This window comes from Actinospica sp., from assembly GCF_035552695.1.
GTDB lineage: Bacteria > Actinomycetota > Actinomycetes > Streptomycetales > Catenulisporaceae > Actinospica.
In genome coordinates, this window is the sequence record NZ_DASZKT010000276.1 from 62,397 (window position 1) to 87,340 (window position 24,944).

Genomic DNA, 24,944 nt, shown 5'->3' on the forward strand with positions numbered 1-24,944 from the left:
TCTCAGCCCTCGAAATCGATCCGCATGACGACCCGTCGTTTCGTCGGCCTGCTCACCTCCCGGAAGCCCGCCGCGGCGAACACGCTCCGCTTGCCCACGAACAGCTCGCCCCAGCTGATCTCCTGCCCCGGCTCGGGCACCATCGGATACCCCTCCAGCGCCCGGGCCCCGCGTTCGCGGGCGAAATCCACGGCGGCCGCGGCGAGCGGGTACGTGACCCCGCGCCTTCGAAAACCCGCGCGCACGGCGAAGCAGGTCACCGACCACACGCCCGGGTCGTCCTCGTCCTCGACGCGTTCGGACCACGGGATGCGGGTCTTGCGCAGCCCGGGGAACGCGACGCGCGGCTCGACGTTCACCCAGCCCGCCGGCTCTTCGTCGAGGTAGGCGATCAGGCCCGTCGTGGACTCGGCGTCGGCGTGGCCGCATTCGGTCTCCCGGCGTAACGCCTGCGCCCGCGCCTCGAACGGCGCGGGCGCCCAGTGCGCGTTGCCCATCTTGTAGCGCTGGCACTGGCAGCCGTGCGCGTCCCCGCGCTCGCCGAACACCGCCTGCAGGTCCTCCCACGAAGCGTCGTTCGCGGGCACGACTCTCACACCGGAACCCGCTTCCGTCTTGCGCGCCATCCACTCACCACCCGTTGCCCGTCAATTCACTTCAGCGTATTGACTTCTATCACGGGGCTCCGACAAAGCCGCGGCGTTGCCGTTGCGACGGCGCTCGACGAGCGTGGCGGCTATCGCCAGGCCCAGACCGATCACGACCAGGACCGCGGCGACGGCGTTGGCCGAGCCGTATCCGTGGCCTGCGGAGATCGCCAGGCCGGCGAGGTACGCGCCGAGCGAGTTGGCGATGTTGAACGCGGCCTGGATCGAGGCGGCGGCGAGATTGGGGGCGCCTCCGGCGAGCGCGATGATGCGGCCCTGCAGCGTGGGCAGACCGGCGAGCGCGGTGAGCGGGAAGAGGAAGATGGCGATCGCGGCGGTGACGCGGTTGTGGTCGGCCGCGAGGAACGCGACGGCGACGGCTATCTCCGCGCCGAGCGAGATCAGCAGCGTGTGTGTCGGGAAGCGGTCGGCCATTCGGGCACCGGCGAGGTTGCCGACCGTCATGCCGAGTCCGAAGAGAACCAGCAGCCAGGTGATGCTGGAGTCGGCGTAGTGCGTCACGTTCGTCATCATCGGCGTGATATAGCTGAAGGTGGCGAACAGTCCGCCGCCGCCCAGCATCGCGACGCCGAGCACGAGCCAGACCTCCGGCTTGGCGAACGCGCGAAGCTCGTGCACGATCGAGACGTTCTGCTCGGCTTGTTCCTGCGCGGCCTTGGCGGGCACCGCGATCGCGATCGCGATCACGGCCAGCAGCCCGATCACGCCGACGATCGCGTAGACCGCGCGCCAACCGGTGTGCTGACCGAGGATCGTGGTCAGCGGGACGCCGACGATGTTCGCCACGGTCAGGCCCGCGAACATCACGGCCATGGCGCTGTTCGCGCGGTTGCGCTCGACGAGCGATCCGGCGACGACCGCGCCCGCGCCGAAGAAGGCGCCGTGCGGCAGGCCGGAGACGAAGCGGCCGAGCATCACAAGGCTGTACGTGGGCGCGGCGGCCGAAAGCAGGTTGCCCGCGGCGAACCAGCTCATCAGTACGAGGAGCACTGTCTTGCGTTGGAAGCGGACTGAGGCGGCCGTCAGCAGCGGCGCGCCGACGACCACACCCAGCGCGTAGACCGAGATCAGCTGCCCGGCCTGCGGGATCGAGACGGACAGGTCCGAGGCCACCTGCGGCAGGAGGCCCATCATCACGAATTCGCCGGTGCCGATGGCGAATCCGCCGACGGCGAGAGCGAGCAGGGCACGGCGGGAGGCGCCGGTGAGCATTGCGCTGGCCAACTTTCTGACTGTGAGTTCGAGGCGAAGGTCGGCGACAGCGCTGTCGGCCAGGGAAATCGAGTCTATGCGGCGTCCAGCCGGAGGAGTTCCGCGGCGCTGAGCTCGAGCGAGTCGGCGGCGACGGAGTCGCGGATCGTCTCGGGACGCGAGGATCCGGGAATCGGGATGACGACCGGCGACTTGGCCAGCAGCCAGGCGAGGCAGACCTGCTGAGGGCTCACGCCGTGCGCGGTGGCGACCTCCGCGAAGACGGCGAAGCGGTCCCCGAGGCCGGCGGCGCGGGTGATGCCGCCGAACGGGCTCCACGGCAGGAAGGCGAGGCCGAGCTCGTTGCACAGGTAGAGCTCCGGCTCGCTGGAGCGGAACGCCGGCGAGAACTGGTTCTGCACGCTGACCAGGTCGTCGCCGAGGATCTCGCGCGCCTGCCTGATCTGCTCGGGGTCGACGTTGGACAGGCCCGCGCGCACGATCTTGCCCTCGTCCAGCAGTTCGCGCAGCGCGCCGACCGAATCGGCGAACGGGACGCGCGGGTCCGGCCGGTGGAACTGGTAGAGCCCGATGGCCTCGACGCCGAGCCGCTTGAGCGAGGCCTCACAGGCCTGCTTGAGGTACGCCGGGTCGCCGTTCTGGGTCCACGAACCGTCGCCGGGGCGCAGGTGGCCGCCCTTGGTGGCGACGAGCACGCCGGACGTGTCGCCGCCGTAGCTCGCGAGGGCGCCCGCGATCAGGGACTCGTTGTGCCCGACCTCGTTGGCGTCGCGGTGGTAGGCGTCCGCGGTGTCGATCAGCGTGACGCCGGCGTCGAGGGCGGCGTGGATCGCGGCGACGGAACGCCGCTCGTCCGGCCGCCCCTCGATCGACATCGGCATGCCGCCGAGTCCGATCGCGCTGACCGCCCGGTCCCCGATCCAACGAGTCTGCATGACGGAGCTCCTCCAAGGTAGTTCGTTCTCGCTTCTCCAGCCTCGCCCTCCGGGATTAGTCTGTCCAACAGAAAATACTGATCTCACTAAGCGCTCGCGCTGATAGGTGGGTGGACCATGGAGCTCAGGCAGCTCGAGCACTTCGTCGCCGTGGCGCAGGAGTGCCACTTCACTCGTGCGGCGCAACGCCTGCACATCGCCCAGTCGGGCCTGTCGGCGTCGATTCGTTCGCTGGAGAAGGAATTGGGGGCCACGCTGTTCCTGCGCAGCACACGGCAGGTGCAGCTCACGGCCGCCGGGCAGGCGCTGCTCGTCGAGGCTCTGCGGGCGCTGTCCGCGAGCAATGCGGCGAAGGAGGCCGTGGCCGCGGTCCAAGGACTGCTCCGCGGTTCGCTGTCGATCGGCTCGCTGCAGTGTCTGCACGCGGTCCATCTGCCGACCTTGCTCGCGGGTTTCCTCAGCGAGCATCCCGCCGTCGAGATCCGGCTGCGACAGGGCGGCTCGGACGAACTGGTCGAGTTCGTGCGCACCGGACGCCTGGACATCGCGTTCGTCTCGCGGCCGACGCGTGAGCCGGAGAACGTGGTCGTCAGCCCGCTCGACAGCGAGAATCTGGTCCTGGCCTGCGCACCCGAACATCCCGCCGCGGCGAAGGACCGGGCCAAGTTGGCGGATCTGCTCGACGAGCAGTTCGTCGACTTCCCGCTGACCTGGGGCTCGCGCGACCTCGCCGACCGGGTACTGGCGGCGGCCGGGGTCGAGCGGCGTGTCGCGCTGGAGGTGACGGACGTGCACTCGCTGCTCGATCTCGTGGCCTGCGGGCTCGGTGTGGCGCTGGTGCCGAGCTCGTTCTCCGTCAAGACCGACCAGGTGCGCTTCATCCCCCTCGACGGAGAGGTCCCGGCGTGGGAGACGGTCAGCGTCACGGCCGATCCGCCCAGTCCCGCCGCCGCGGCATTGCTGGGCCAAGTGCACGTTGCGCCGATGCGATGATGGGGACGTGCCCGAAGGAGACACGGTCTGGCAGACGGCCGCGCGGCTGGACGACGCGCTGGCCGGCCGAGAGCTGACGCGGTGTGATCTGCGTGTGCCCAAGCTGGCCACGGTCGATCTCTCCGGCGGTGTCGTCGAGTCGGTGCGGCCGCGTGGAAAACATCTGCTGATGCGGTTCGGCAACGGCTGGACGCTGCACTCGCACCTGCGGATGGAGGGCTCGTGGCGGATCTTCGAGTCCGGCGAGTCGTGGCGCGGCGGCCCCGCACATCAGATCCGTGCCATCCTCGGCACCGCCGCCCGAACGGCGGTCGGATACCGGCTGCCGGTCTTAGAACTGCTCCGAACGGCTGACGAGCAGCGGGCCGTGGGGCACCTCGGGCCCGACCTGCTCGATCCCGATTGGGACACGGCCGCGGCGGCGGAGGCGGTGCGCCGGCTGTCGGCGGATCCGGCGCGGCCGATCGGCGAGGCACTGCTGGACCAGCGCGATCTGGCCGGGATAGGCAACGTCTACAAATCAGAACTCTGCTTCCTGAGCGGGGTCACGCCGTGGACGCCGGTCGCCGAGGTGACCGACCTGGCGCGGCTGGTCGACCGGGCGCACCGGCTCCTGATGGCCAACCGGGACCGGCCCATGCGGATCACCACCGGCGAGACGCGGACCGGGCGAACCCTGTGGGTGTACGGCCGCAGGCGTGGCCAGTGCCTGAGATGCGGAACGCCGGTGCGCTCCGCGGATCAGGGCGCGGCAGGCGAGGAACGCGTCACCTACTGGTGCCCGCGCTGCCAGCAGGGACCGAGCCCCAGAAGATCCTGAACGGGCGGAACGCCGGTGCGCTCCGCAGATCAAGGCGCGGCAGGCGAGGAACGCGCCACCTACTGGTGCCCGCTCTGCCAGCAGGGACCGAGCCCCAGAAGATCCTGAACGGGCGCAACGCCGGTGCGCTCCGCAGATCAGGGCGCCGCAGGCGAGGAACGCGCCACCTACTGGTGCACGCGCTGCCAGCAGGGACCGAGCCCCAGAAGATCCTGAACGGGCGATTGGTCGAGACCTCTCGCTGATCAAAGATGGTTGACCATGGAACTAAGCTGTGGCTCATGCGCTTCGGACTGTTCATTCCCCAGGGCTGGCGGCTCGACCTCGCCGGCATCGCCCCCGCTGACCACTGGACCACGATGCTCGACGTGGCCCGCCTCGCCGAGGCCGGTCCCTACGAGTCGATCTGGGTCTTCGACCACTTCCATACCGTCCCGGAGCCGACCGAGGACGCCACGCACGAGGCGTGGACGCTGATGGCCGCCCTGGCCGCGACCACCTCGCGGGTCCGGCTCGGCCAGATGTGCACGTGTATGGGCTACCGCAACCCGGCCTATCTGGCGAAGGTCGCGGCGACCGTCGACATCATCTCGGGCGGCCGCGTCGAGATGGGTATCGGCGCGGGCTGGTACGAGCACGAATGGCGCGCGTACGGCTACGGCTTCCCGACGGCCGGCGAGCGGCTGACGCAGCTCGACGAGGGCGTGCAGATCATGCGCCAGCTGTGGACCGAGGGCGTGGCGACGCTGGACGGCAAGCAGTACCAGGTGGACGGCGCGATCTGCCGTCCGCTGCCGCTGCAGGAGGGCGGCATTCCGCTGTGGATCGCGGGCGGCGGCGAGAAGAAGACGCTGCGCATCGCGGCCAAGTACGCGGCGTACACCAACTTCGACGGCACGCCCGAGGTCTTCACGCGCAAGTCGGAGCTGCTCGCCGAGCACTGCCGCGAGGTCGGCACGGACTACGACGCGATCGTGCGCTCGGCGAACTACAACGTCGTCATCGGCGAGACCGAGAAGGACGTGCAGGACCGGCTCGCCTGGTACCGCTCGCACCTCGAGCCGCTGGTCTCGGCGGGCGCGGTGGAGCGCTCGTCCCAGGGGATCGCGGACGGCCCGCTCGTCGGCACGCCCGAGCAGATCGCGGAGAGGCTGACCGAGATCCAGAAGCTCGGCATGTCGTACGCGATCCTCAACTTCGCCGAGGCCGCGTACGACAAGTCCGGCATCGAGCTGTTCAACCGGCACGTCGCGCCCGAACTGGCGTAGTTCTTCCGTCGGCCCTCCGGCGTGTGCTCCCCGGCTCTGTCGGTGCGCGCCGGTAGCTTACTCAGCTGACGGATCTTCCGGTTCCCCTCGGACAGGGGACGAGGGGAACCGTGTCGCCGTCATTTTCGCTGTCACCGCCACCGTCGTGAAATGCACCTCGATGCTCCCGCCCAGCTCGTCGATCGCGGCACCGAGCGCGGCGAGGAGTTCGGCGGTGCGCTCCGGCGGCAGCTGCGCGAACCCGCCGTGTGTCGGGACGACGTCGAGCCACCCGTCGCGCGTATAGGTCGTGTCCCAGTCGAACAGCCACGTCTCGGGCTCGCCGAAAGCATGCCCGGCCGCACGAAGGCCCTGCTCCGTCTTATCGCGGTACGCCGAGAACGTGCGGTCGTGTCCCATGCCCCTGCGGTAGAACTGCGGCAACTCGGGGGCGAGGCGGTGAGTGATCTCGCCGAACGCCTCGGCCGCGTCGGGCTCGGGCAGATGCACGTTCCAGAACGCGGCGAACACTCCCCCGGGCCGCAGCACCCGCGCCGCCTTCGCCGCGCCCGCGATGGGATCGACCCAGTGCCACGCCTGCGCGGCGATGACCGCGTCGAAGGTCCGTCCGGCCGGATCCCAGTCCTCGAACTTCGATACCTCGACCTCGATGCCGGCACGTCGTACGAACTCGGCCATCCGCTCGTCCACTTCGACGCCCAGCACGGTGCATCCGGCGGCCTGGAAGAGCCGCCCGGAGATGCCGGTTCCGATGCCGACGTCGAGCACGTCGCGGCCGGGGCTGGCGGCGACGATCCGTTGCACGAGGTCCGCGGGGTACGTCGGCCGGGCGCGGTCATAGCGTTCCGCGTCGATGCCGAAGGACTCCGCCACATCGCGGTATCGGTGCAGCTCGGACGCTGATTCAGGTAGAATGGGCATGCGCCCACTCTAAGTGGGCAGCCGCCCATTAGGCAAGCGGTAAGGTGGGCGCCCAGGGTGGTGCGAAGAAGACGGTGCGGAGAAGGAGCGGTGCGCGTTGCCGACAGGTGTGGCGATCCGGGACGCGCGCGAGCAGCTGTTCGACGCGGCGGAGCGAATCCTGCTGCGCGACGGGCCGAACGGGCTCACGAGCCGGTCCCTGGCCGCGGAGGCGGGCGTCGCGAAGGGCGTGCTGCACCGGCACTTCGCGGACTTCGACGCGTTCCTCGTGGAGCTGATCCTGGATCGCGCGCAGCGGATGCGGGCTCAGTCCGCACTGCTGCAGGATTTCGCGGGGACGGCCACGGTGACCGACAACCTCGTCGCCGCGCTGGCAGGGGTCTTCAACTCGATCGCGGTGCACGTCATGGCGCTGATGGTCGCGCGGGACGAACTGCGGAGACGGATCCGCGAGCGCCGGCCGCGCGGCTTCCCGGTGATCGCGGAGGCGATGCGGATGATCGCCTCGTATCTCGCGGCGGAACGCGACCTCGGGCGGCTGGCGCCGGATGCCGACGCGGACATGCTCGCGCTCTCGCTGCTGGGCACGTCGCACCTGGACTACGCGGGAGGTGACGGCGGGTCACCCGACGAGGAGTCGTTACGTCGGGTGGTCGTGTCGGTGATCGGTGGAGCACTGCGCTGAGCTAATGCCAGCGCCTCTACAGCCCACCGACCAGTGCGGCCGGGGACGGCGCGGCCGCGCACAAGGCCGAGGCGAGGGTGAACACGACCACCGCCACCGCGAAGACCCGCCGCCCGCCGTACCGGTCCACCGCCCAGCCGCCGAGCGGGATGAACGCGGCGACCGTGACCAGGCAGGCGCTGATCGGCACCGCGATCGCGGCCGAGGACTCGCCCAGGGCCGCCGCGACCCGCGGCGCGGCCGTGGTCAGCGCCGTCCCGTCGAGCAGCTCCATGAACGTGGCCCCGGCCACGAGCAGCGCGGTCGAGCGGGCCAGAGTGCCGGGCTCGCGGGCGGACGGGGATATTCGCATGGCGGACAGCATCCCACTCGTCAGTGGTGCAACCCCACCCAGCCCCGTACCCGCCGGGGCCGTGCGGCCAAATTGAACGGCGTTGGAGCTAGTCCTCGGCGAGGGCTGCGTCGAGGATCACGGCCCAGCGGCGGATGACGCGGGCGCGGCGGGCCGAGTCGTCCGTGAGGAGGTTCGCGAGGCCGAGGCCGCGGGCCATGTCCAGCGTCGCCTGGACCGCTTCGCGTGCTCCGGCCGCGTGCTCGTCGACGCCGAGGAACGCGACCGCCGCGCGGTGCGCCTCACGGCCGACCTTGTTCTCCAGCGCGACGACGCGTTCGCGCAGCGGCTCCTCAGTGGCCGCCGCGACCCAGAGATGCAGCGCGGCCCTGAAGGGCTGGTCCATGTACATCCGCACGAACATGTCCACCACGGCCTCGGTGCGCGCCGGACCGCGCGCGGGCAGCGTGGCCTGTTTGCCGCGCAAGTACGCCAGCCGCTCGACCGCGACGTGCTCGATCGCCGCCGTGAAGAGGTCCTCGCGGGTCGGGAAGTGGTGCTGGAGCGCCCCGCGGGTCACGCCGGCGCGCTCGGCCACGACCGCCACCGTGCTGCCCGCCCAACCGTGTTCGGCCAGGCACTCGATGGCGGCTTCCAGAAGGCGCTGGCGGGTCGCGCGGCTGCGGTCCTGCTGCGGCTCACGCGGCGCCGCCTCCGCGACATGGCCCACTACCGCGCCCATGACGGCGGACGCCGCTCCAGGAAGGCGCGCATGCCCTCCTGCGCCTCGGGCGAGCCGAACAGCCGGGTGGAGGTCTCGATCATCGCGTCGCGGTGCTCGTCGAAACTCGCCAGGACATCGGCCGTGACCAAGTGCTTCGTCTCGGCGAGACCCTGCGGCGAGGCCTTGCGCAGGCTGTCGAGGAATTCCTCGCAGGCCGCCGCCAGCCCGTCGGCGTCCGCCTCGGCGCGCGTGACGAGGCCGATCCGCTCGGCCTCGCGCGAGTCGAACACCGCGCCGGTGAGGTACCACGAGGCCGCGGCGCGCGGGTCGAGGCGCGGCAGCAGCGGCAGCGAGATCACCGCGGGAGCGAGGCCGAGCTTGACCTCGGTGAACGCGAAGGTGGACTTGGGCCCGGAGACCGCGATGTCGCACGCGCCGATCAGGCCGAGGCCGCCCGCGCGCACGTGGCCGTCGATCTTCGCGAGGACCGGCTTGCCGAGCTCGACGATCGTGCGCATCAGCTGAACCAGGTTCCGCGGGCCGCTCGCCGGGTCGCCGGAGGTCGCCTCGTTCAGATCCGCGCCCGCGCAGAAGACCGAGCCCGTGTGGGTCAGCACGACGGCGCGCACCTCCTTGTCGCCGTCCGCCTGCGCCAAGCCCTCGGTGAGCTCGGCGACGAGGCGGGTCGACAGGGCGTTCCGGTTCGCCGGGGAGTCGAGCGTCAGGGTGACGACGCCGCGCTCCAGGCTTCGGCGGACCAGTGGTTCGAGCTGTTCGGACACAACACTCCCTAGTACGACTTCGGCAGCCCGAGCGTGTGCTGCGCGACGAAGTTCAGGATCATCTCACGACTCACCGGGGCGACTCGGGTGACGCGCGCCACGTTGATCAACGCAGCTAAACCATACTCCTGGGTGAGGCCGTTGCCACCGAGCGTCTGGACCGCCTGGTCGACGGCGTGCGTCGCCGCCTCGGCCGCCGCGTACTTGGCCATATTCGCCGCCTCACCAGCGCCGAAGTCGTCGCCGGCGTCGTTGAGAAGCGCAGCCTTCTGCGTCATCAGACGCGCGAGTTCGACCTCGATCCGGCACTGTGCGAGGGGGTGCGCGAGGCCTTGGTGCGCCCCGATCGGGCCCCGGAAGACCGTCCGCTCCTTGGCGTACGCGACGGCCTTGTCGAGCGCGTAGCGGGCGATGCCGTTGGCGTAGGAGGCGACCATGATCCGTTCGGGGTTGAGACCGGCGAACATCTGGTCGAGCCCGGCGTCCTCCTCACCGACGAGCGCGTCGGCGGGCAGGCGCACGTCGTCGAGGTAGAGCTCGAACTGCCGGTCCGGCGTGATGAGCTCCATCGGGATCTCGCGGTATTCGAACCCTGCCGCGTCGCTCGGGACGATGAACAGGGCGGGCTTGAGCTTTCCAGTTCTCGCGTCCTCGGTGCGGGCGACGATCAGCGTCGACCGGCAGTTGTCGACGCCCGATATGAAAACCTTGCGACCGTTCAGGATCCAGTCGTCGCCGTCGCGGCGGGCCGTGGTCGTGATGGCGTGCGAGTTCGAACCCGCGTCCGGCTCGGTGATGCCGAAGGCCATGCGTACGGTGCCGTCTGCGAATCCGGGCAGATAGCGCTGCTTCTGCTCCTCGGTCCCGAAGCGCGAGATGATGCTGCCGCAGATCGCCGGGGTCACGACGAGCAGCAGCAGCGGGCAGCCGGCGGTCGCCAGTTCCTCGAGGACGATGACGAGGTCTGCGATGCCTCCTCCCCCGCCGCCGTACTCGGCGGGAATGCTGACGCCGAGATAGCCGAGCTTGCCAGCCTCCAGCCACAGTTCGTTCGTGTTCTCTCCGGCACGCGCCCTGTCTTGCAGGTAGGTCGCGCCGTAGCGGCGCCCCAGCGCGGAGACCGCGGCACGCAGCGCGCGGCGTTCCTCGCTTTCGAAGGGGAAGACGGTCATGACTGCGGACCCTCCTTGGGTTCTACGACGGCGAGAATCGTGCCGACCGACACCTGCTGGCCTGGCTGGACGTGCAACTGGGTCAGGACGCCGTCCGTCGGTGAGCTGACGAGGTGCTCCATCTTCATCGCCTCCAGCCAGAGCAGCGGCTGACCGGCGGTGACCGTTGCACCTTCGACTGCTGCGACGCGAGCGACGGTTCCCGGCATGGGTGCGAGCAGCGAGCCTGGATCGACCTTGGCCGCCGGGTCCGGGAAGCGCGAGACGCGGGTGAGCGCGACGCTCGTCCCCGGGCCGTCCACGTACACGGCATCGTCGTACATTGCGACGTCGAAGGTTCGACGGACGCCGCGCTCCTCGAGGATCACGCGGTCCGGTGTGTTGGAGATGAGGCGGACCTCCGGCAGGCCGTCCGCTCGCAGGCCGTCTCGGGTGAGCCGATAGCGGGCCTCGTGCTCGGTGCCGTCCACGTCGAGGTACCGCTTGACCTGCGGTTGCGAGGCCAGGTTGCGCCAGCCGCTCGGCAGGCCGGACGGTTGCGGACCCGCGTACGACGCGGCGTCGGCGAGCGCGGCCGCGAGTGGTGCCAGCGGGCTGATGCTCGGGGCGGCGAGGAGCTCTTCGGCATGGTCCGACAGGAACGCCGTGTGCACGTCGCCGTCCAGGAACGCCGGGTGACTCACGACATTGACCAGAAGCTCGCGGCTCGTCGTCAGGCCGTGGATTCGTGCCCTGCCGAGCGCGTGGCCCAGCAGGCGTGCCGCCTCCTCGCGGGTCTCGGCCCACGCGATCACCTTGGCGAGCATCGCGTCGTACTCGACACCGACGACCGAGCCCGCTTCGACGCCGCTGTCGACCCGAATGCCCGTGAGTTCGGGGATATCGAAGCGACACACGGTTCCGGTGCGCGGCTGCCAGTCGTGCGCGGGATCCTCGGCGTACAGGCGCGCCTCGATCGCGTGGCCGCGCGGCGTCGGTGGTTCGGGCGGGAGCGTGCGGCCCTCGGCGATGCGCAACTGCCACGCGACGAGGTCGAGCCCGGTGACGCACTCGGTGACCGGGTGCTCGACCTGGAGGCGGGTGTTCATTTCCAGGAAGAAGAACCGGCCGTCTGGCGCGAGCAAGAACTCCGCGGTCCCGGCGCCCAGATAGTCGATCGCCTTGGCGCCGGCCGCCGCCGCGTCCGCCAGCGCGCGACGCGTCTCGTCCCTCAGGCCCCCGGGCGCCGGGGTCTCCTCGATGACTTTCTGGTGGCGGCGCTGGAGGGAACAGTCACGTTCGCCGAGTGTCCAGACCGTGCCCGCGGCATCCGCGAGGATCTGCACCTCGACGTGTCGGCCGCGTTCGACGTACGGTTCGCAGAACACTTCATCGGAGTCGAACGACGCGGCCGCCTCGGCTCGTGCCCTCGCGAGGGCATCCGGTAGCTCGCTCAGCTCGCGAACGATCCGCATACCGCGTCCTCCGCCGCCTGCCGCGGCTTTGATCAGCAGCGGAAGGTCCGCGGGCGTCGCCGTCTCCGGGTGGACGGCGCCGAGCACCGGAACTCCGGCGGCCACCATCAGCTCCTTGGCTCGCGTCTTCGAGCCCATATCCTCGATGGCCGCGGGAGACGGACCGATCCAGGTCAGGCCCGCCTCGATGACAGCCTGCGCGAAGCCGGCGTTCTCGGACTGGAAGCCGTAGCCCGGGTGCACGGCGTCGGCTCCGGCGTCCAGCGCCGCGCGGACGATCAGATCACCGCGCAGGTAGGTGTCCGAGGAAGCGGAGCCGGGCAACCGGACAGCGAGATCGGCCTCGCGCACGTGCGGGGCGCGCGCGTCGGCATCGGAGTAGACCGCGACTGTCGCGATGCCCACTTCGCGGCACGTGCGGAAGATGCGGCGAGCGATCTCGCCTCGGTTGGCCACCAGCAGTGCTTTCAACATCGTGGCTGCCTCACATCCGGTAGACGCCGTAGCCGCGCGCGCCCTCGACGGGTGCGCCGTGCACCGCGGACAGGCACAGCCCGAGCACTGTGCGGGTGTCGCGCGGGTCGATCACGCCGTCGTCGTACAGGCGGCCGGAGAGGAACGCGGGCAGCGACTCGGACTCGATCTGCTGCTCGACCATGGCCCGCATCGCGGAGTCGGCCTCCTCGTCGAACGGCCGTCCGGCCGCCGCGGCCGACTGTCGTGACACGATCGAGAGCACGCCCGCGAGCTGCTGCGGACCCATGACCGCCGACTTCGCGCTGGGCCAGGTGAACAGGAATCTGGGTTCGAAAGCGCGGCCGCACATCCCGTAGTGGCCCGCGCCGTACGACGCCCCCAGCAGGATCGATATGTGCGGAACCTTGCTGTTCGAGACCGCGTTGATCATCATGGCGCCGTGCTTGATGATTCCGCCCCGCTCGTATTCGCGGCCGACCATGTAACCGGTCGTGTTGTGCAAGAAGATGAGCGGAATGTCACGCTGGTTGGCCAGTTGGATGAACTGCGTGGCCTTCTGCGCCTCTTCGCTGAACAGTACGCCGCGCGCGTTGGCGAGGATGCCGACGGGATATCCGTGGATCGTCGCCCAGCCGGTCGCGAGGCTCGGGCCGTAGAGCGGCTTGAACTCGTCGAACTCTGATGCGTCGACCGTTCTGGCGATCAGCTCGCGCGGGTCGAAGGCGGACTTCAGGTCGCCGGGCACCAGGCCGAGGAGTTCGTCCTCGTCGTGCTTGGGAGCGGCGGCGAGACCCCCCGACGGGCCGAGCTTGGTCCAGTTCAGGCGGCGCACGATGCGCCGGGCCGTGCGTATCGCGTCCGGCTCGTCGAGGGCGAAGTAGTCCGCGAGGCCGGAGTCGCGAGCGTGCATCTCGGCGCCGCCCAGCGACTCGTCGTCGGACTCCTCACCGGTCGCCATCTTGACCAGCGGCGGGCCGCCCAGAAAGACCTTCGAGCGCTCCTTGATCATGACCACGTGGTCTGACATGCCCGGGATGTACGCGCCGCCGGCGGTCGAGTTGCCGAAGACGACGGCGACGGTGGGAATCCCGGCGGCGGAGAGCCGCGTCAGGTCTCTAAAGAGCGCGCCGCCGGGGATGAACACGTCCTTCTGGCCGGGCAGATCGGCGCCCGCGGACTCGACGAGGTTGATCAGCGGAAGCCTGTTCGCGCGCGCGATCTCGTTGGCACGCAGGGCTTTCCGCAGCGTCCACGGATTGCTCGCGCCGCCGCGTACGGTCGGATCGCTGGCGGTGATCACGCACTCGACGCCCTCGACGACACCGATCCCGGTGACGATCGCCGCGCCGACCGGATACTCAGAGCCCCACGCGGCGAGCGGCGAGAGTTCCAGGAACGGTCCGTCGGGATCGATCAGCAGCTCGATCCGTTCGCGAGCGAGGAGCTTTTCGCGCTTCCGGTGCCGCTCGACGTACTTCGGGCCGCCTCCCGCGAGCGCCTTCGCGTGTTCGGCGTCGAGAGCATCGAGCTTGGCGAGCATGTCGCGCCGATTCGCCTGATACTGCCCGCTCGAGGGGTCCAGCTGCGTGGTCAGAATCGTCATCGCACGTGCCCTATCAGAGCGCAGGGAATGTCCATGTGCCGCGCGCGTAGCCACTCGGCCACGGCCTTGGCCTGCGGATCGAAGCGTGCCTGCGCGCCGACCCCCTCGCCGAGCAGCCCCTCGACGACGAAGTTCACGGCTCGCAGGTTCGGCAGCACATGCCGCGTGACCGGCAGCGCGGACGCCTCGGGCAGCAGCTCACGCAGCTTTTCCGTTGTGAGAGCGTGCGCCAGCCAACGCCAGCCCTCATCCGTCCGGGCCCACACTCCGATGTTCGCGTCGCCGCCCTTATCCCCGCTGCGTGCCCCGGCGACCAATCCCAGCGGCGCGCGGCGCGTCGGGCCTGCCGTCCCGGTCTCCGGGAGCTCGGGCTCGGGCAGCGGCTCGACGGCGCGCGTGACCACCGGCGGCCGCACGGCGACGCGACGGCCGTCCGTGAGCACCGCGTTGTGTTCGACCTCTGCCGCGCTGACGAATTCGGCCTCGAAGACGCCGTACGGGGCCGCCTCGCCGGGTGGTGCGGTCAGATGGAAGCCCGGGAATCCGGCGAGCGCCAGCTCGACCGCCGCGCTGCTCACCGCGCGCCCGACGAGCCGCGCGTCCCGGTCCCGCACGACGAGACGTAGCAGGGCGCTGGCTTGTTGCTCGGTCGGCGCGTCGGGCCGGTCCGTTCGGTCCAGCGTCCAGCGGACCTCGGCCGGCCGACGGTCGGTGAACGACGCCTCCATCTGCGCGCGGACCAGCGCGGCCTTCGCCTCGATCTCCAGGCCGGTCAGCACGAACCCGACCTGGCTGCGGAAGCCGCCCTGCCGGTTCAGCCCGACCTTGAGCGTCGGCGGCGGCGCCTCGCCGCGCGCTCCCGAGATGTGCACGCGATCGGGCCCGGCCTGGCGCAGGCGCAGCGAGTCCAGCCGCGTCGTCACATCAGGGCCCGCATACCGCGCACCCGAGGTCTCGTAGAGCAGCTGGGCCGTGACCGTCTCGACCGTGACCGCGCCGCCGGTCCCGGGATGCTTGGTGATCACGCTGCTGCCGTCGGCATGCAGCTCGGCGATCGGGAATCCGGGGCGACGCGCGTCGATCTCGGTGAAGAAGGAGAAGTTGCCGCCGGTCGCCTGCGTGCCGCACTCCAGGACGTGTCCGGCCACGGTGGCGCCCGCGAGCGCGTCGAGGTCGTCACTCGTCCAGCCGAATCGTGCGATCGCGGGGCCGACGACCAGCGAGGCGTCCGTGACCCGGCCGGTGACGACGACGTCCGCGCCCGCGCGGAGCGCCTCCGCGATGCCGAACGCGCCGAGGTACGCATTGGCCGCGAGCAGTCCGGGACGCGCGGAGAAGCCCAGCTCGTCGGCGCGTCGCAGCAGGTCGTCGCCCTCCACGGAGGCGACATCGACCTCGACGCCGAGCCGCGGGGCGAGCTTGCGCAGCTCCTCGGCGAGCCCGGCCGGGTTGAGGCCGCCCGCGTTGGTCACGATCCGCACGCCGCGCGCCGCCGCGATCGCGAGGCAGTCACTCATCTGGCGTAAGAAGGTCTTCGCATAGCCGAGCGCCGGGTCCTCGCGTCGGTCCGCGGCGAGGATCGCCATCGTCAGCTCGGCCAGGTAGTCGCCGGTCAGCACGTCGAGCGGGCCGCCCTCGAGCTGCTCCCGGACGGCGGCGAAGCGGTCGCCGTAGAAGCCGGAGGCGTTGCCGATCCGCAGCACCGACGCGTCCCCCGCGCGCTGATCCGCCATCAGTCCTGCCTCCTCGCTCCGGGGACCTCCCCCGCCGCCCACCCTCGCAGCGGTACGGGAAAAAATCAAGCGCGCTTGCTTGTTTCTCTGCGCCGCCGGCCGGGCGCCGTTACGGTGGGCCCCGAGGTGATGACGATGTCCCGGGTAAGGGTGCACAATCTCGCGGTCTCGCTGGACGGCTACGCGGCCGGCGCTGGGCAGAGCAAGGAATCGCCGTTCGGGCACGCGGGCACGCGGTTGATGGAGTGGTTCTTCGGCACGCACGCCTGGCGTAGCATGCACGGCGCCGAGGGCGGATCCACCGGAGCGGACGACGCGATGGCGAGCCAGTGGGGTCCCGGCATCGGCGCCGAGATCATGGGGCGCAACAAGTTCGGGCCGCAGCGCGGGAAGTGGGAGGACCACGAGTGGCAGGGCTGGTGGGGCGAGGACCCGCCGTTCCACACGCCGGTCTTCGTGCTCACGCACCACACCCGGCCGTCGATCCAGATGGCCGGCGGAACGACCTTCCACTTCATCGACGCGACGCCGCAGGAGGCGCTACGGCAGGCGCGCGAGGCGGCGGAGGGCCAGGACGTGCGCATCGGCGGCGGCCCGAACGTCGTGCGCCAGTTCCTCTCCGCAGACCTGATCGACCACCTGCACGTGGTGATCGTGCCGATCCTGCTCGGGCGCGGCGAGCGGCTGTGGGTGGATCAGGAAGCACTCGAGCAGCGCTTCGAGGTCGAGTCCTTCTCCTCGCCCAGCGGCGTGACGCACATGGTGTTCAGCAGGTGACCCGGGTCTGACTCAGGCGACTCAGTTCCACAACTGCGTCGAGTCGCTGCCGCAGTTCTGCAACTCGACGTTCGTGCCCTGAGCCGTCGCGCCGCCGGACAGGTCGGCGCAGAGGCCTGAGTACTTGCCGACGATCATGCCGTTGGACTGCACGGTCCACTCCTGGTTGGAGCCGCCGTTGCAGTTCCACACGTCGACCTCGGTCCCGGCGCTGTTGCCGTAGCCGTAGTCGTCCAGGCAGTCGGCGCCGTTGTTGATGGTGATCTGGCCGCCGCTGGTGAGCGTCCACTGCTGGGTCGGATCGCCGGTGCACGAGGCGATCTGGACGTTGGCGCCGTTGCCGAACGAGCCGTCGCTGCTGGCGAGGCAGAGCCCGGAGGCCTCGTTCAGCACCGGGCCCGGCGTGCCCATGCCGAGCGTCTGGGTGCTCGACGCCGAGGCCGAGGCGGAGGCGCTGGGCGACGCGCTGGTGGCGGCGCTGTCGGTCGGGATGCTGATCGTGTTCGAGGTCGCGGACGCGCTCGCCGAGGCGGAGGCGCCGGCAGAGCTCTGCGTCGAGGCGGTGCTGCCCGCGGCCGCCGTGTTCGCGGAGTTGTTGTTGCCCCCGAGCGAGAGCAGCACGCCCACGACCAAGGCCGCGACCACCGCGGCCGCGCCGAGCCCGATCTCGGCCGGGTGATCGCGCACGAAGGACGGAAGCCGCGAGTCGCCGCCGCCGCGGCTCCCGCCGCCCCTTCCGGGCAGGTCGTAAGAGCCGTGATCCGCTGGGGCTGTGGAAGGGTACTGAGGCTGGTTTACTGCTGGGAAGTACTGTGTGGGAGCCGGAGAGCCGTACGCGTCACGCGGATCGGCGACCGGCGGCATGACGGAGGTGGGTTCGTAGCCCCCCGGCGTGCCCCAGTTCGACGCGGGAGAAGGAGACTGTGGCGGGATGTACTGCGTGGGCCCGACGGCGGGCCCGGGTGCGGCGACCTGCGGCGGGATGTACTGCGTCGGATCGGCGTTGGACGCGTGGGACGCGGATCGCGGCGCCTGTGACGGCTGCGGCGGGATGTACTGCGTCGGATCGACGTTGGGCCCGGACGCCTGCGGCGGGATGTACTGCGTGGGCTGCTGATGCGCCATCAGCTGAGTGGGCTGCTCGGCGGCGATGTGCTGAGTCGGCTCTGACTCTCCCACGTGCTGCGCCGGCTGCTCCGCATTCCAGGCATCGGCATCGGAGCCGCCGCCGTCAGGTCGCCAAGGTTCGCCGCTCACTGGCCGCCCGTCCTTCGTCCTCGTCCACGGACACCGGTGTAAGTGTCCGAGGCATTCTAAGGACACCCGGAGACCCCCTGTCTCCACCCCGGCGCATCCGCTGACGGAATATTCCGATTTCCATTAGATTGACCCCAAGGAGGCGTGACCTATGAACGAACTCCAGGCGCAGGACACCGATACGTGGGACGTCGTCGTCATCGGCGCTGGTCCGGTTGGGGAGAACGCGGCGCAGTACGCCATCCAGGGCAGCGAACGAACCGCCGTGCTGGTCGAGGCGGAACTGGTCGGCGGCGAATGCTCGTACTGGGCGTGCATGCCGAGCAAGGCGCTGCTGCGGCCGGTCGAGGTGCTCTCCGCCGCGCACCACCTCCCCGGCGTCTTAGGCACCCGCCTGGACCCGACGGGCATCCTGAAACGCCGGGACGCGATCGTGAACAACCGCGACGACTCCGGCCAGGTGGACTGGGCGCACGGCGTCGGGATCGACGTGATCCGCGGCCACGGCCGGCTCACCGGGGTGCGCACGGTCGAGGTGACCGAGCCGGACGGCACCGTGCGCGCCATCGAGGCCCGGCAGGCGGTCGTGCTGGCCACCGGCACCACGGCGGCCGTCCCGGCGGTCCCCGGCCTGCGGCAGGCCCGTCCGTGGATCTCCCGGGACGCGACGAACCTGACCGAGGTGCCGCGCCGCGTCGCGGTCATCGGCGGCGGCGTGGTCGGCTGCGAGGCGGCCACCTGGCTGAGCGCGCTCGGCGCGGACGTCACGATCCTGCAGTCCGCGCCGCGCCTGCTGCCGCGCACCGAGGCGTTCGCGCACGAGCTCGTCGCCGAGCGGCTCGAGCAGGCCGGCGTGCGCGTCCGGACGAACGCCAAGGTGGAGCGGGTCGAGCGGGAGACCGTCAACGACGCGGGCGTCGGCCGGATCCACGGCGGCCCGGTCACGATCACCGTCGACGGCGAGGATCTGGTCGTGGACGAGGTGCTGGTCGCGGCCGGGCGCACGCCCGCGACGACCGACATCGGCCTCGACACGGTCGGGCTCGGCAAGCTCGCGGAGCAGAAGACGCACATCCCGGTCGACGAGCAGCTGACCGTGCGCGAGGTGAACGGCGACTGGCTCTACGCGGTCGGCGACATCAACGGGCTGGCGCTGCTCACCCACATGGGCAAGTACCAGGCCCGGGTGTGCGGAGCGGTGATCGCGGCGCGCGCCGAGGGCGGCGCGATGGACAGCGTCCGCTACCGCGACCTGGCCGACTCGCGGGCGGTGCCGCAGGTCATCTTCACCGACCCGCAGGTCGCGGCCGTGGGCCGGAGCGAGCGCGAGGCGCGGGAGGCGGGGATCGACGTGGAGACCGTCGAGTACGACCTCGGCGCGCTGGCCGCGACCTCGATCCAGCGCCAGGACTACCGCGGCCGGGCGAAACTGGTGATCGACCGCGAGGCGGACACGCTCGTCGGCGCGACCTTCGTCGGCCCGGAGGTCGCCGAACTGGTGCACGCGGCGACGGTCGCGGTGATCGGCCAGGTGCCGCTTGAGCTGCTGCGGCACGCCGTCCCCTCGTACCCGACCGTGTCAGAGATCTGGCTCCGGCTGCTGGAGAGCCGGGAGCCGCGCGAGTCCTGAGTCGCGCGCGAGTCCTGAGCAGTCGGCGCCCTGGGGTCTACTCCCCCGGGTACGCGAGCCCGATCCGCTCGCGTACCCGGTCGAGCGTGCGCATGACGGTGAGCGTCTCGTCGAGCGTGATCACCGGGCTCTCCAGCTCGCCGGCGCGCAGCCGGAGGCCGACCTCGCCCGCCTGGTGCCGCAGGCCGATGCCGGAGTGCGGCAGCAGCGTGGTGTGCGCGGTGCCGTCGTTGCGGATCACCTCGACCGGGCAGATCCGGCCCCAGGGCTCACGCAGCACGATGCGGCCCTCGGTGCCGGTGATCACGGCCGTGTTCGCGCTGCGGGCGTCGAGCGCGGTGGAGATGACGGTCTGCGTGCCGTCGGGGTACGTGAAGATCATCGAGGTCTGCGCGTCCACGCCGGTCTCCGTCATGCGCGCCGCCGCCTCGACTCCCTCGGGTTCCCGACCGCCGACCGCCATCGACGCGAACGAGACCGGGTAGATGCCGAGGTCGAGCAGTGCGCCGCCGGCGAGTAGCGGGTTGTTGATGCGGTGCAGCGGGTCCGTGCTGAGCGTCTCGCCGCGGTCCGAGATGACCTGCCGCACGCGGCCGATCCTGCCCTCGTCGAGCAGCGTGCGCACCAGCTGGAAGTGCGGCAGCCAGCGCACCCACATGGCCTCCATGAGGAAGGTCCCGGCCGCGCGGGCCGCGCCGATCATCCGCTCGGCCTCGGCGGCGTTGACCGAGAAGGGCTTCTCGACCAGCACGGCCTTCCCCCCGGCGATCGCGGCGAGCGTCGCCTCGCAGTGCCCGGAGTGCGGCACGGCGACATAGATCGCGTCGACCTCGGGGTCGGCGGCCAGCGCCGCATAGCCGACGTGCCGATGCGCGACCCCGAACCGGTCGCCGAACGCGTCGGCGGCGGACTGGCTGCGCGAGCCGACGGCGACGATCTCCGCATCGGGCAGCAGGCCGAGGTCCTCGGCGAAGCGGGCGGCGATGCCGCCGGTTCCGGCGATACCCCAGCGGATTCGGTCGGCCACGGCTCTGCTCCTTCGTTGTGATCGCTCCCGATACGCCGGAAGGCTATCGCGCCACCGGCGGCCGGGGTAAGCCCCGCGCCCGCCGCGATCGGATTACGGGCACTCCCTGGGCACACCCCGGGCCGGAACGGGCGCAATCGGGCACTTCCGTTATCCGACCGAGACCGTCGGCGTATTGCGACTGCCGGTAACCCGAACGAAACTCGCCTCATCCGGGCAAGAACGGACCGGAAACCGCACGGCCCATACGCCCATTCGACTGCTCGCGAGGAAGGGAGCGTCGCTCGGCATGTACGTGATCGAACGTCGTCAGATGCTTCTCGAGAACGCGCGGCGCACCGGCCGGGTGGATGTCGCGCAGACCTCGAAGGAACTCGGTCTCGCCCCGGAGACGATCCGGCGGGACCTGAAGGATCTGGAGCGCCAGGGCCTGCTGCGCCGGGTCTACGGCGGCGCGGTGGCCGTGGAGCGGCTGAGCTTCGAGAGCGCGCTGGCGGTGCGATCCACCCGGCACCAGGCGCAGAAGAACCGGATCGCCGCGGCCGCGGTGACCTACGTCAAGTCCGCGGAGTCCGTCTACCTCGACGAGGGCTTTCTGCCCTCGCTGGTCGGCGAGCACCTGCCGCCGGACCGGCCGCTCACGGTGGTCACCCCATCGCTGGCGACCGCCAAGGCCCTGGTCGAACGCCCCGAACTGACGGTTCTTGTCGTCGGCGGGCGCGTCCGGGCGAAGACCCTGGGCGCCGTCGACCACTGGGCGGTCTCGATGCTGGAGACCCTGGTGCTCGATCTGGCGTTCATCGGCGGCAACGGCATCAGCCTCGACCGCGGGGTCACGGTGCCGGACAGCGCCGTCGCCGCGGTCAAGACGATGGCGATGCGCGTGTCGCGACGCAGGATCCTCATCGCGGACAGTTCCAAGTACGGCGTCGACTCGTTCGTCCAGTTCGCGCGCCTGAAGGACTTCGAACGCTTCATCACAGACGACGGCCTGCCCGCCGAGCAGGCCGTGCACCTCCACGAGCAAGGCATCGATGTGACCCGAGCCTGACGGGAAAAGGAATGGGCGGCCGGCTGCCACCGACCGCCCCGTATCCCGACGACGCAGAACGCCCTGGTGAAGAACGCAACCTACAGCTGGAGGAATACAGGTCATGAGTCTAACAAGCACGACGCGTCATCGTCGCGTCTGGCCCGCGGCCGCAGCCGCCGCGGCGCTCCTCGCCGCCACCGCGAGCGCGTGTTCGAATCCGAACAGCTCGTCATCAGGTTCCAGCAGCGGTACCCAGACGATCACCGTCGCGGTCACCGCGAACCCGTTGATGACCACGATCGAGAACCTGACCGCCGGCGGGTTCGAGGCTTCACATCCGGGGATCAAGGTCAAGTTCGTCACCTATGACGAGAACACCGAGCGCGCCGACGTGGAGAAGGACGTCGCGGCGCACGGCGGGCAGTACGACGTGGTCATGATCGGCCCGAACGACATCGCGTCGTGGGCCGACAACGGCTGGATCGACGGCCTGAACACCGAGGTGGGCCAGGACGCCTCCTACGACGTCAACGACCTGCTCGCGCCGATCAAGGACGCCCTCAGCACGAAGGGCCAGCTCTACGCGCTGCCGTTCTACGGCGAGTCCTCGTTCATGATGTACAACAAGAAGATCTTCGCCGCGGACGGGCTGACCATGCCGGCCAACCCGACCTGGGCGCAGATCGCGCAGCTCGCGGCCAAGGCGAACAGCCCGTCGAAGAACGTGGCAGGCATCTGCCTGCGCGGCCTGACCGGCTGGGGCGACAACCTCGCCTCGCTGGACACGGTGATCAACACGATGGGCGGCGCCTGGTTCGACAAGAGCTGGAACGCGAAGCTCACCTCGCCGGCCACCGAGGCCGCGGTGAACTTCTACGTCAACCTGGTCAAGCAGGACGGTGAGCCCGGCGCGGGCAACGACAGCTTCAACCAGTGCCTGAACCTGTTCGAGCAGGGCCAGGCCGCCATGTGGTACGACGCCACGGTCGGCGCCTCCACGGTGGACGCGACCGGCAGCCCGATCGACGGGAACGTCGGCTTCGCGCCGGCGCCGGTCGACCTGACCAAGTCCTCCGGATGGCTGTGGACCTGGGCACTGGCCCTGGAGTCCTCGTCGAAGCACCAGTCGGCGGCCGAGCAGTTCATGAACTGGGCCACCTCGAAGCAGTACATCGCGTACGACGCCTCGAAGAACGGCTGGGCCGCGGTGCCGCCCGGGACCCGGACCTCGACGTACCAGAACCCTGAGTACCAGAAGGCGGCCGGGGCGTTCGCGAACCTGACGCTGCAGCAGATCGACTCGGTCAACATCAGCCAGCCCGGTGTGGCCCCGCAGCCGGTGCCCGGCGTGCAGTACGTCGGCATCCCCGAGTTCGAGGACTTCGGTCAGCAGGTCTCGGCGCAGATCACCGCCGCGATCGACGGGCAGGAATCGGTGTCGGCGGCACTGAACACCAGCCAGCAGATCGCGCAGCAGGCCGTGATCAACGCGGGCTACAAGAGCTGACGCGAGCAGCGCCGGGCGGGTCCGCACTACCCGCCCGGCGCGTCCCTCGGTTCCGTTCTTCGAACGAAAGGCCCGCTTGTGACTGTCCTGACCACCGCGCCGCGCAAGCTCGCGCTGGCGCCACCGCGAAGCAGACGGCGCGGCGCCGCGTGGCTCAAGCGCCTGCCGCTGCTCCCGGCGATGATCTTCACGATCGTCGTCACGCAGATCCCGTTCCTGCTGACACTCTGGTACAGCTTCCAGAAGTACAACCTGAACTACCCGAACCGTCCGCGGCAGTTCCCGACCGTGGCCAACTACCGGGAAGTCTTCTCGGACCCGATCTTCCGCACGGCCGCGCTCAACACGCTGGAATTCACGGCCGTGCCGGTGATCGCCTCGGTGCTGCTGGGACTCGGGATCGCGATCCTGCTCAACCGCCGCGTGTTCGGACGCGGCCTGCTGCGGACGCTGATCATCAGCCCGTTCCTGGTGATGTCGGCGGCGGCCGCGCTGATCTGGAAGTACTCGATCCTGGACACGACGTTCGGCGTGCTCAACTACGTACTCAAGCCCTTCGGCGTGCACAACGTGAACTGGATCGGGACGCACTCGCAGCTGACCATCATCACGTTCCTGACCTGGCAGTGGACGCCGTTCATGGTGCTGATCATCCTGGCCGGCCTGCAGAGTCAGAACGAGGAGATCCTCGAGGCGGCGCGGGTGGACGGCGCGGGCGCGTGGCGCATCTTCCGCGCGCTGACGCTGCCGCACCTGCGGATGTACCTCGAACTCGGCATCCTGCTCGGCTCGATCTACATCGTGCAGGCCTTCGACTCGATCTACCTGATCACCCAGGGCGGCCCGGCGACGGACACCACGAACCTGCCCTACTACATCTACCAGGTGGCTTTCCAGGCCTATGACATCGGCCGTGCCTCGGCCATGTCGGTGGTGGTCGTCGTCGCCACGATCATCATCGCGACCCTGGCGCTACGCACGATCTCGTCCATCTTCAGCGACGACGCGATGAGCCGAGGCTGACATGAGAGCACCGCTGACATTCGCCGACCGCCGCTCGAAGCTCGCCACCCGGCTCGGACTGGGCCTGCTGACCTGGGTCATCGTCCTCGTGTTCTTCTTCCCGGTGCTCTGGATGGCGTTGACCGGGTTCAAGACCGAGACCTCCGCGAACACCCCGACGCCGCAGTTCGTCTTCCGTCCCACGCTCTACGAGTACCAGTCGGTCTGGTACGGCACGCCGGGCACGGCCGGGCTGCGCGGCTTCCTCGAACACTCCGTCCTGATCTCGGTGGGCAGCACGATCATCGTGATCGCCCTCGCGCTGCCGGCGGCCTACGCGCTCGCGATCCGGCCGATCCGGAAGTGGCGGGATGTGCTTTTCTTCTTCATCTCGACGAAGATGCTGCCGATCGTCGGCGCGATCATCCCGCTGTTCATCCTCGCCCGCGACCTGAACATCCTGGACACGCAACGGCTGCTGATCCTGCTGTACTCGGCGATGAACCTGCCGATCGCGGTATGGATGCTGCGCTCGTTCCTGCTCGAGGTGCCGATCTCGGTCATCGAGGCCGCGCAGGTGGACGGCGCCAAACTGCCGCGCCAGCTGCGCTCGGTCGTCATCCCGCTGATCACGCCGGGACTGGCCGCGGCCGCGCTGCTCTGCTTCATCTTCTCCTGGAACGAGTTCTTCCTCGCGGTGAACCTCACCACGACCAACGGCGCGACCGTGCCCATCTACCTGGTCGGCTTCGTCGCGCCCGAGGGACAGTTCCTCGCCCATCTCTCGGCGGCCGCGACCGTGGCCTGCCTACCGGTGCTGATCGCCGGCTGGGCCGCGCAGGACAAGCTCGTCCGCGGCCTGTCCATGGGCGCCGTGAAATAGCCGGCGCCCCGCGCCGCCGCAACTCGTCACGTACCACTTCTCAGCCCTCG

The 24,944-nt window shown here is 70.1% G+C and carries 23 protein-coding genes; 10 read left to right on the top strand and 13 right to left on the bottom strand.

Features of this window, described 5'->3' with window-relative positions; translation table 11 throughout:
* Window positions 1-2: 2 nt before the first annotated feature.
* The 3 genes from VG296_RS31650 to VG296_RS31660 all read right to left on the bottom strand — a co-directional run bounded on the left by VG296_RS31650 (window position 3) and on the right by VG296_RS31660 (window position 2,815).
* Entirely contained in the window at window positions 3-626 is a 624-nt protein-coding gene (locus VG296_RS31650) for a GNAT family N-acetyltransferase (protein WP_325572187.1), read from the bottom strand.
* A 21-nt stretch (window positions 627-647) separates the two neighbouring features.
* On the bottom strand, window positions 648-1,892 hold the full coding sequence (locus VG296_RS31655; RefSeq protein ID WP_325572188.1) for an MFS transporter: 1,245 nt from the start codon (window positions 1,890-1,892) through the stop codon (window positions 648-650).
* 62 nt (window positions 1,893-1,954) lie between these two features.
* The gene (locus VG296_RS31660) at window positions 1,955-2,815 is read right to left on the bottom strand and encodes an aldo/keto reductase (RefSeq protein WP_325572189.1); all 861 of its coding nucleotides are present in this window, start codon (window positions 2,813-2,815) and stop codon (window positions 1,955-1,957) included.
* 117 nt (window positions 2,816-2,932) lie between these two features.
* On the opposite strand from VG296_RS31660, the gene VG296_RS31665 reads away from it, so the two are divergent.
* The 3 genes from VG296_RS31665 to VG296_RS31675 all read left to right on the top strand — a co-directional run bounded on the left by VG296_RS31665 (window position 2,933) and on the right by VG296_RS31675 (window position 5,896).
* Window positions 2,933-3,808 (top strand): LysR family transcriptional regulator, encoded by an 876-nt coding sequence (locus VG296_RS31665; RefSeq protein WP_325572190.1) that lies wholly within the window; start codon window positions 2,933-2,935, stop codon window positions 3,806-3,808.
* A gap of 7 nt (window positions 3,809-3,815) precedes the next feature.
* Entirely contained in the window at window positions 3,816-4,628 is an 813-nt protein-coding gene (locus VG296_RS31670; RefSeq protein WP_325572191.1) for an Fpg/Nei family DNA glycosylase, read from the top strand.
* A gap of 281 nt (window positions 4,629-4,909) precedes the next feature.
* Entirely contained in the window at window positions 4,910-5,896 is a 987-nt protein-coding gene (locus tag VG296_RS31675; protein ID WP_325572192.1) for an LLM class F420-dependent oxidoreductase, read from the top strand.
* 57 nt (window positions 5,897-5,953) lie between these two features.
* On the opposite strand, the gene VG296_RS31680 is transcribed toward VG296_RS31675, so the two are convergent.
* Window positions 5,954-6,817 (bottom strand): class I SAM-dependent methyltransferase, encoded by an 864-nt coding sequence (locus tag VG296_RS31680; RefSeq protein WP_325572193.1) that lies wholly within the window; start codon window positions 6,815-6,817, stop codon window positions 5,954-5,956.
* A 97-nt stretch (window positions 6,818-6,914) separates the two neighbouring features.
* On the opposite strand from VG296_RS31680, the gene VG296_RS31685 reads away from it, so the two are divergent.
* Window positions 6,915-7,502: a TetR/AcrR family transcriptional regulator gene (locus VG296_RS31685; RefSeq protein WP_325572194.1), complete on the top strand. Its 588-nt coding sequence runs from the start codon at window positions 6,915-6,917 to the stop codon at window positions 7,500-7,502.
* Between the two features lie 16 nt (window positions 7,503-7,518).
* Here the strand turns inward: VG296_RS31685 and VG296_RS31690 are convergent, their stop codons facing one another.
* The 7 genes from VG296_RS31690 to VG296_RS31720 form a co-directional block, all read right to left on the bottom strand.
* Entirely contained in the window at window positions 7,519-7,854 is a 336-nt protein-coding gene (locus VG296_RS31690; protein ID WP_325572195.1) for an MFS transporter, read from the bottom strand.
* 88 nt (window positions 7,855-7,942) lie between these two features.
* The gene (locus VG296_RS31695; RefSeq protein WP_325572196.1) at window positions 7,943-8,575 is read right to left on the bottom strand and encodes a TetR/AcrR family transcriptional regulator; all 633 of its coding nucleotides are present in this window, start codon (window positions 8,573-8,575) and stop codon (window positions 7,943-7,945) included.
* Entirely contained in the window at window positions 8,563-9,339 is a 777-nt protein-coding gene (locus VG296_RS31700) for an enoyl-CoA hydratase family protein (protein ID WP_325572197.1), read from the bottom strand. The genes VG296_RS31695 and VG296_RS31700 overlap by 13 nt, the downstream gene beginning before the upstream one ends.
* An 8-nt stretch (window positions 9,340-9,347) precedes the next feature.
* A complete protein-coding gene (locus VG296_RS31705) occupies window positions 9,348-10,511 on the bottom strand; it encodes an acyl-CoA dehydrogenase family protein (protein ID WP_325572198.1) in 1,164 nt (387 codons plus the stop codon).
* Entirely contained in the window at window positions 10,508-12,439 is a 1,932-nt protein-coding gene (locus tag VG296_RS31710) for an acetyl/propionyl/methylcrotonyl-CoA carboxylase subunit alpha (RefSeq protein ID WP_325572199.1), read from the bottom strand. Before VG296_RS31710 ends, VG296_RS31705 begins: the two co-directional genes overlap by 4 nt.
* 10 nt (window positions 12,440-12,449) lie before the next feature.
* Window positions 12,450-14,045 carry an acyl-CoA carboxylase subunit beta gene (locus tag VG296_RS31715; RefSeq protein ID WP_325572200.1) on the bottom strand — a complete coding sequence of 532 codons (1,596 nt, stop codon included), beginning with the start codon at window positions 14,043-14,045 and terminating at the stop codon, window positions 12,450-12,452.
* Window positions 14,042-15,778, bottom strand: a complete 1,737-nt coding sequence (locus VG296_RS31720; RefSeq protein WP_325572201.1) for an acyclic terpene utilization AtuA family protein — start codon at window positions 15,776-15,778, stop codon at window positions 14,042-14,044. The genes VG296_RS31715 and VG296_RS31720 overlap by 4 nt, the downstream gene beginning before the upstream one ends.
* Window positions 15,779-15,913: 135 nt before the next feature.
* Here VG296_RS31720 and VG296_RS31725 point away from each other — a divergent pair, with 135 nt between their 5' ends.
* Window positions 15,914-16,555, top strand: coding sequence for a dihydrofolate reductase family protein (locus tag VG296_RS31725; RefSeq protein WP_325572202.1), 642 nt, complete (start codon window positions 15,914-15,916; stop codon window positions 16,553-16,555).
* 21 nt (window positions 16,556-16,576) lie between these two features.
* Here the strand turns inward: VG296_RS31725 and VG296_RS31730 are convergent, their stop codons facing one another.
* Window positions 16,577-17,734: an RICIN domain-containing protein gene (locus tag VG296_RS31730; RefSeq protein ID WP_325572203.1), complete on the bottom strand. Its 1,158-nt coding sequence runs from the start codon at window positions 17,732-17,734 to the stop codon at window positions 16,577-16,579.
* A 229-nt stretch (window positions 17,735-17,963) separates the two neighbouring features.
* Here VG296_RS31730 and VG296_RS31735 point away from each other — a divergent pair, with 229 nt between their 5' ends.
* Window positions 17,964-19,442, top strand: coding sequence for an NAD(P)/FAD-dependent oxidoreductase (locus tag VG296_RS31735; RefSeq protein ID WP_325572204.1), 1,479 nt, complete (start codon window positions 17,964-17,966; stop codon window positions 19,440-19,442).
* Between the two features lie 37 nt (window positions 19,443-19,479).
* Here the strand turns inward: VG296_RS31735 and VG296_RS31740 are convergent, their stop codons facing one another.
* The gene (locus VG296_RS31740) at window positions 19,480-20,469 is read right to left on the bottom strand and encodes a Gfo/Idh/MocA family oxidoreductase (RefSeq protein WP_325572205.1); all 990 of its coding nucleotides are present in this window, start codon (window positions 20,467-20,469) and stop codon (window positions 19,480-19,482) included.
* 289 nt (window positions 20,470-20,758) lie between these two features.
* Between VG296_RS31740 and VG296_RS31745 the strand changes: the two genes are divergently transcribed.
* The 4 genes from VG296_RS31745 to VG296_RS31760 all read left to right on the top strand — a co-directional run bounded on the left by VG296_RS31745 (window position 20,759) and on the right by VG296_RS31760 (window position 24,894).
* Window positions 20,759-21,520, top strand: a complete 762-nt coding sequence (locus VG296_RS31745) for a DeoR/GlpR family DNA-binding transcription regulator (protein ID WP_325572206.1) — start codon at window positions 20,759-20,761, stop codon at window positions 21,518-21,520.
* 103 nt (window positions 21,521-21,623) lie between these two features.
* Window positions 21,624-23,009 (top strand): sugar ABC transporter substrate-binding protein, encoded by a 1,386-nt coding sequence (locus VG296_RS31750; RefSeq protein WP_325572207.1) that lies wholly within the window; start codon window positions 21,624-21,626, stop codon window positions 23,007-23,009.
* A 78-nt stretch (window positions 23,010-23,087) separates the two neighbouring features.
* Window positions 23,088-24,032, top strand: coding sequence for a sugar ABC transporter permease (locus tag VG296_RS31755; RefSeq protein ID WP_325572208.1), 945 nt, complete (start codon window positions 23,088-23,090; stop codon window positions 24,030-24,032).
* Window position 24,033: 1 nt separating this feature from the next.
* Window positions 24,034-24,894: a carbohydrate ABC transporter permease gene (locus VG296_RS31760; protein ID WP_325572209.1), complete on the top strand. Its 861-nt coding sequence runs from the start codon at window positions 24,034-24,036 to the stop codon at window positions 24,892-24,894.
* Window positions 24,895-24,944: the final 50 nt, after the last annotated feature.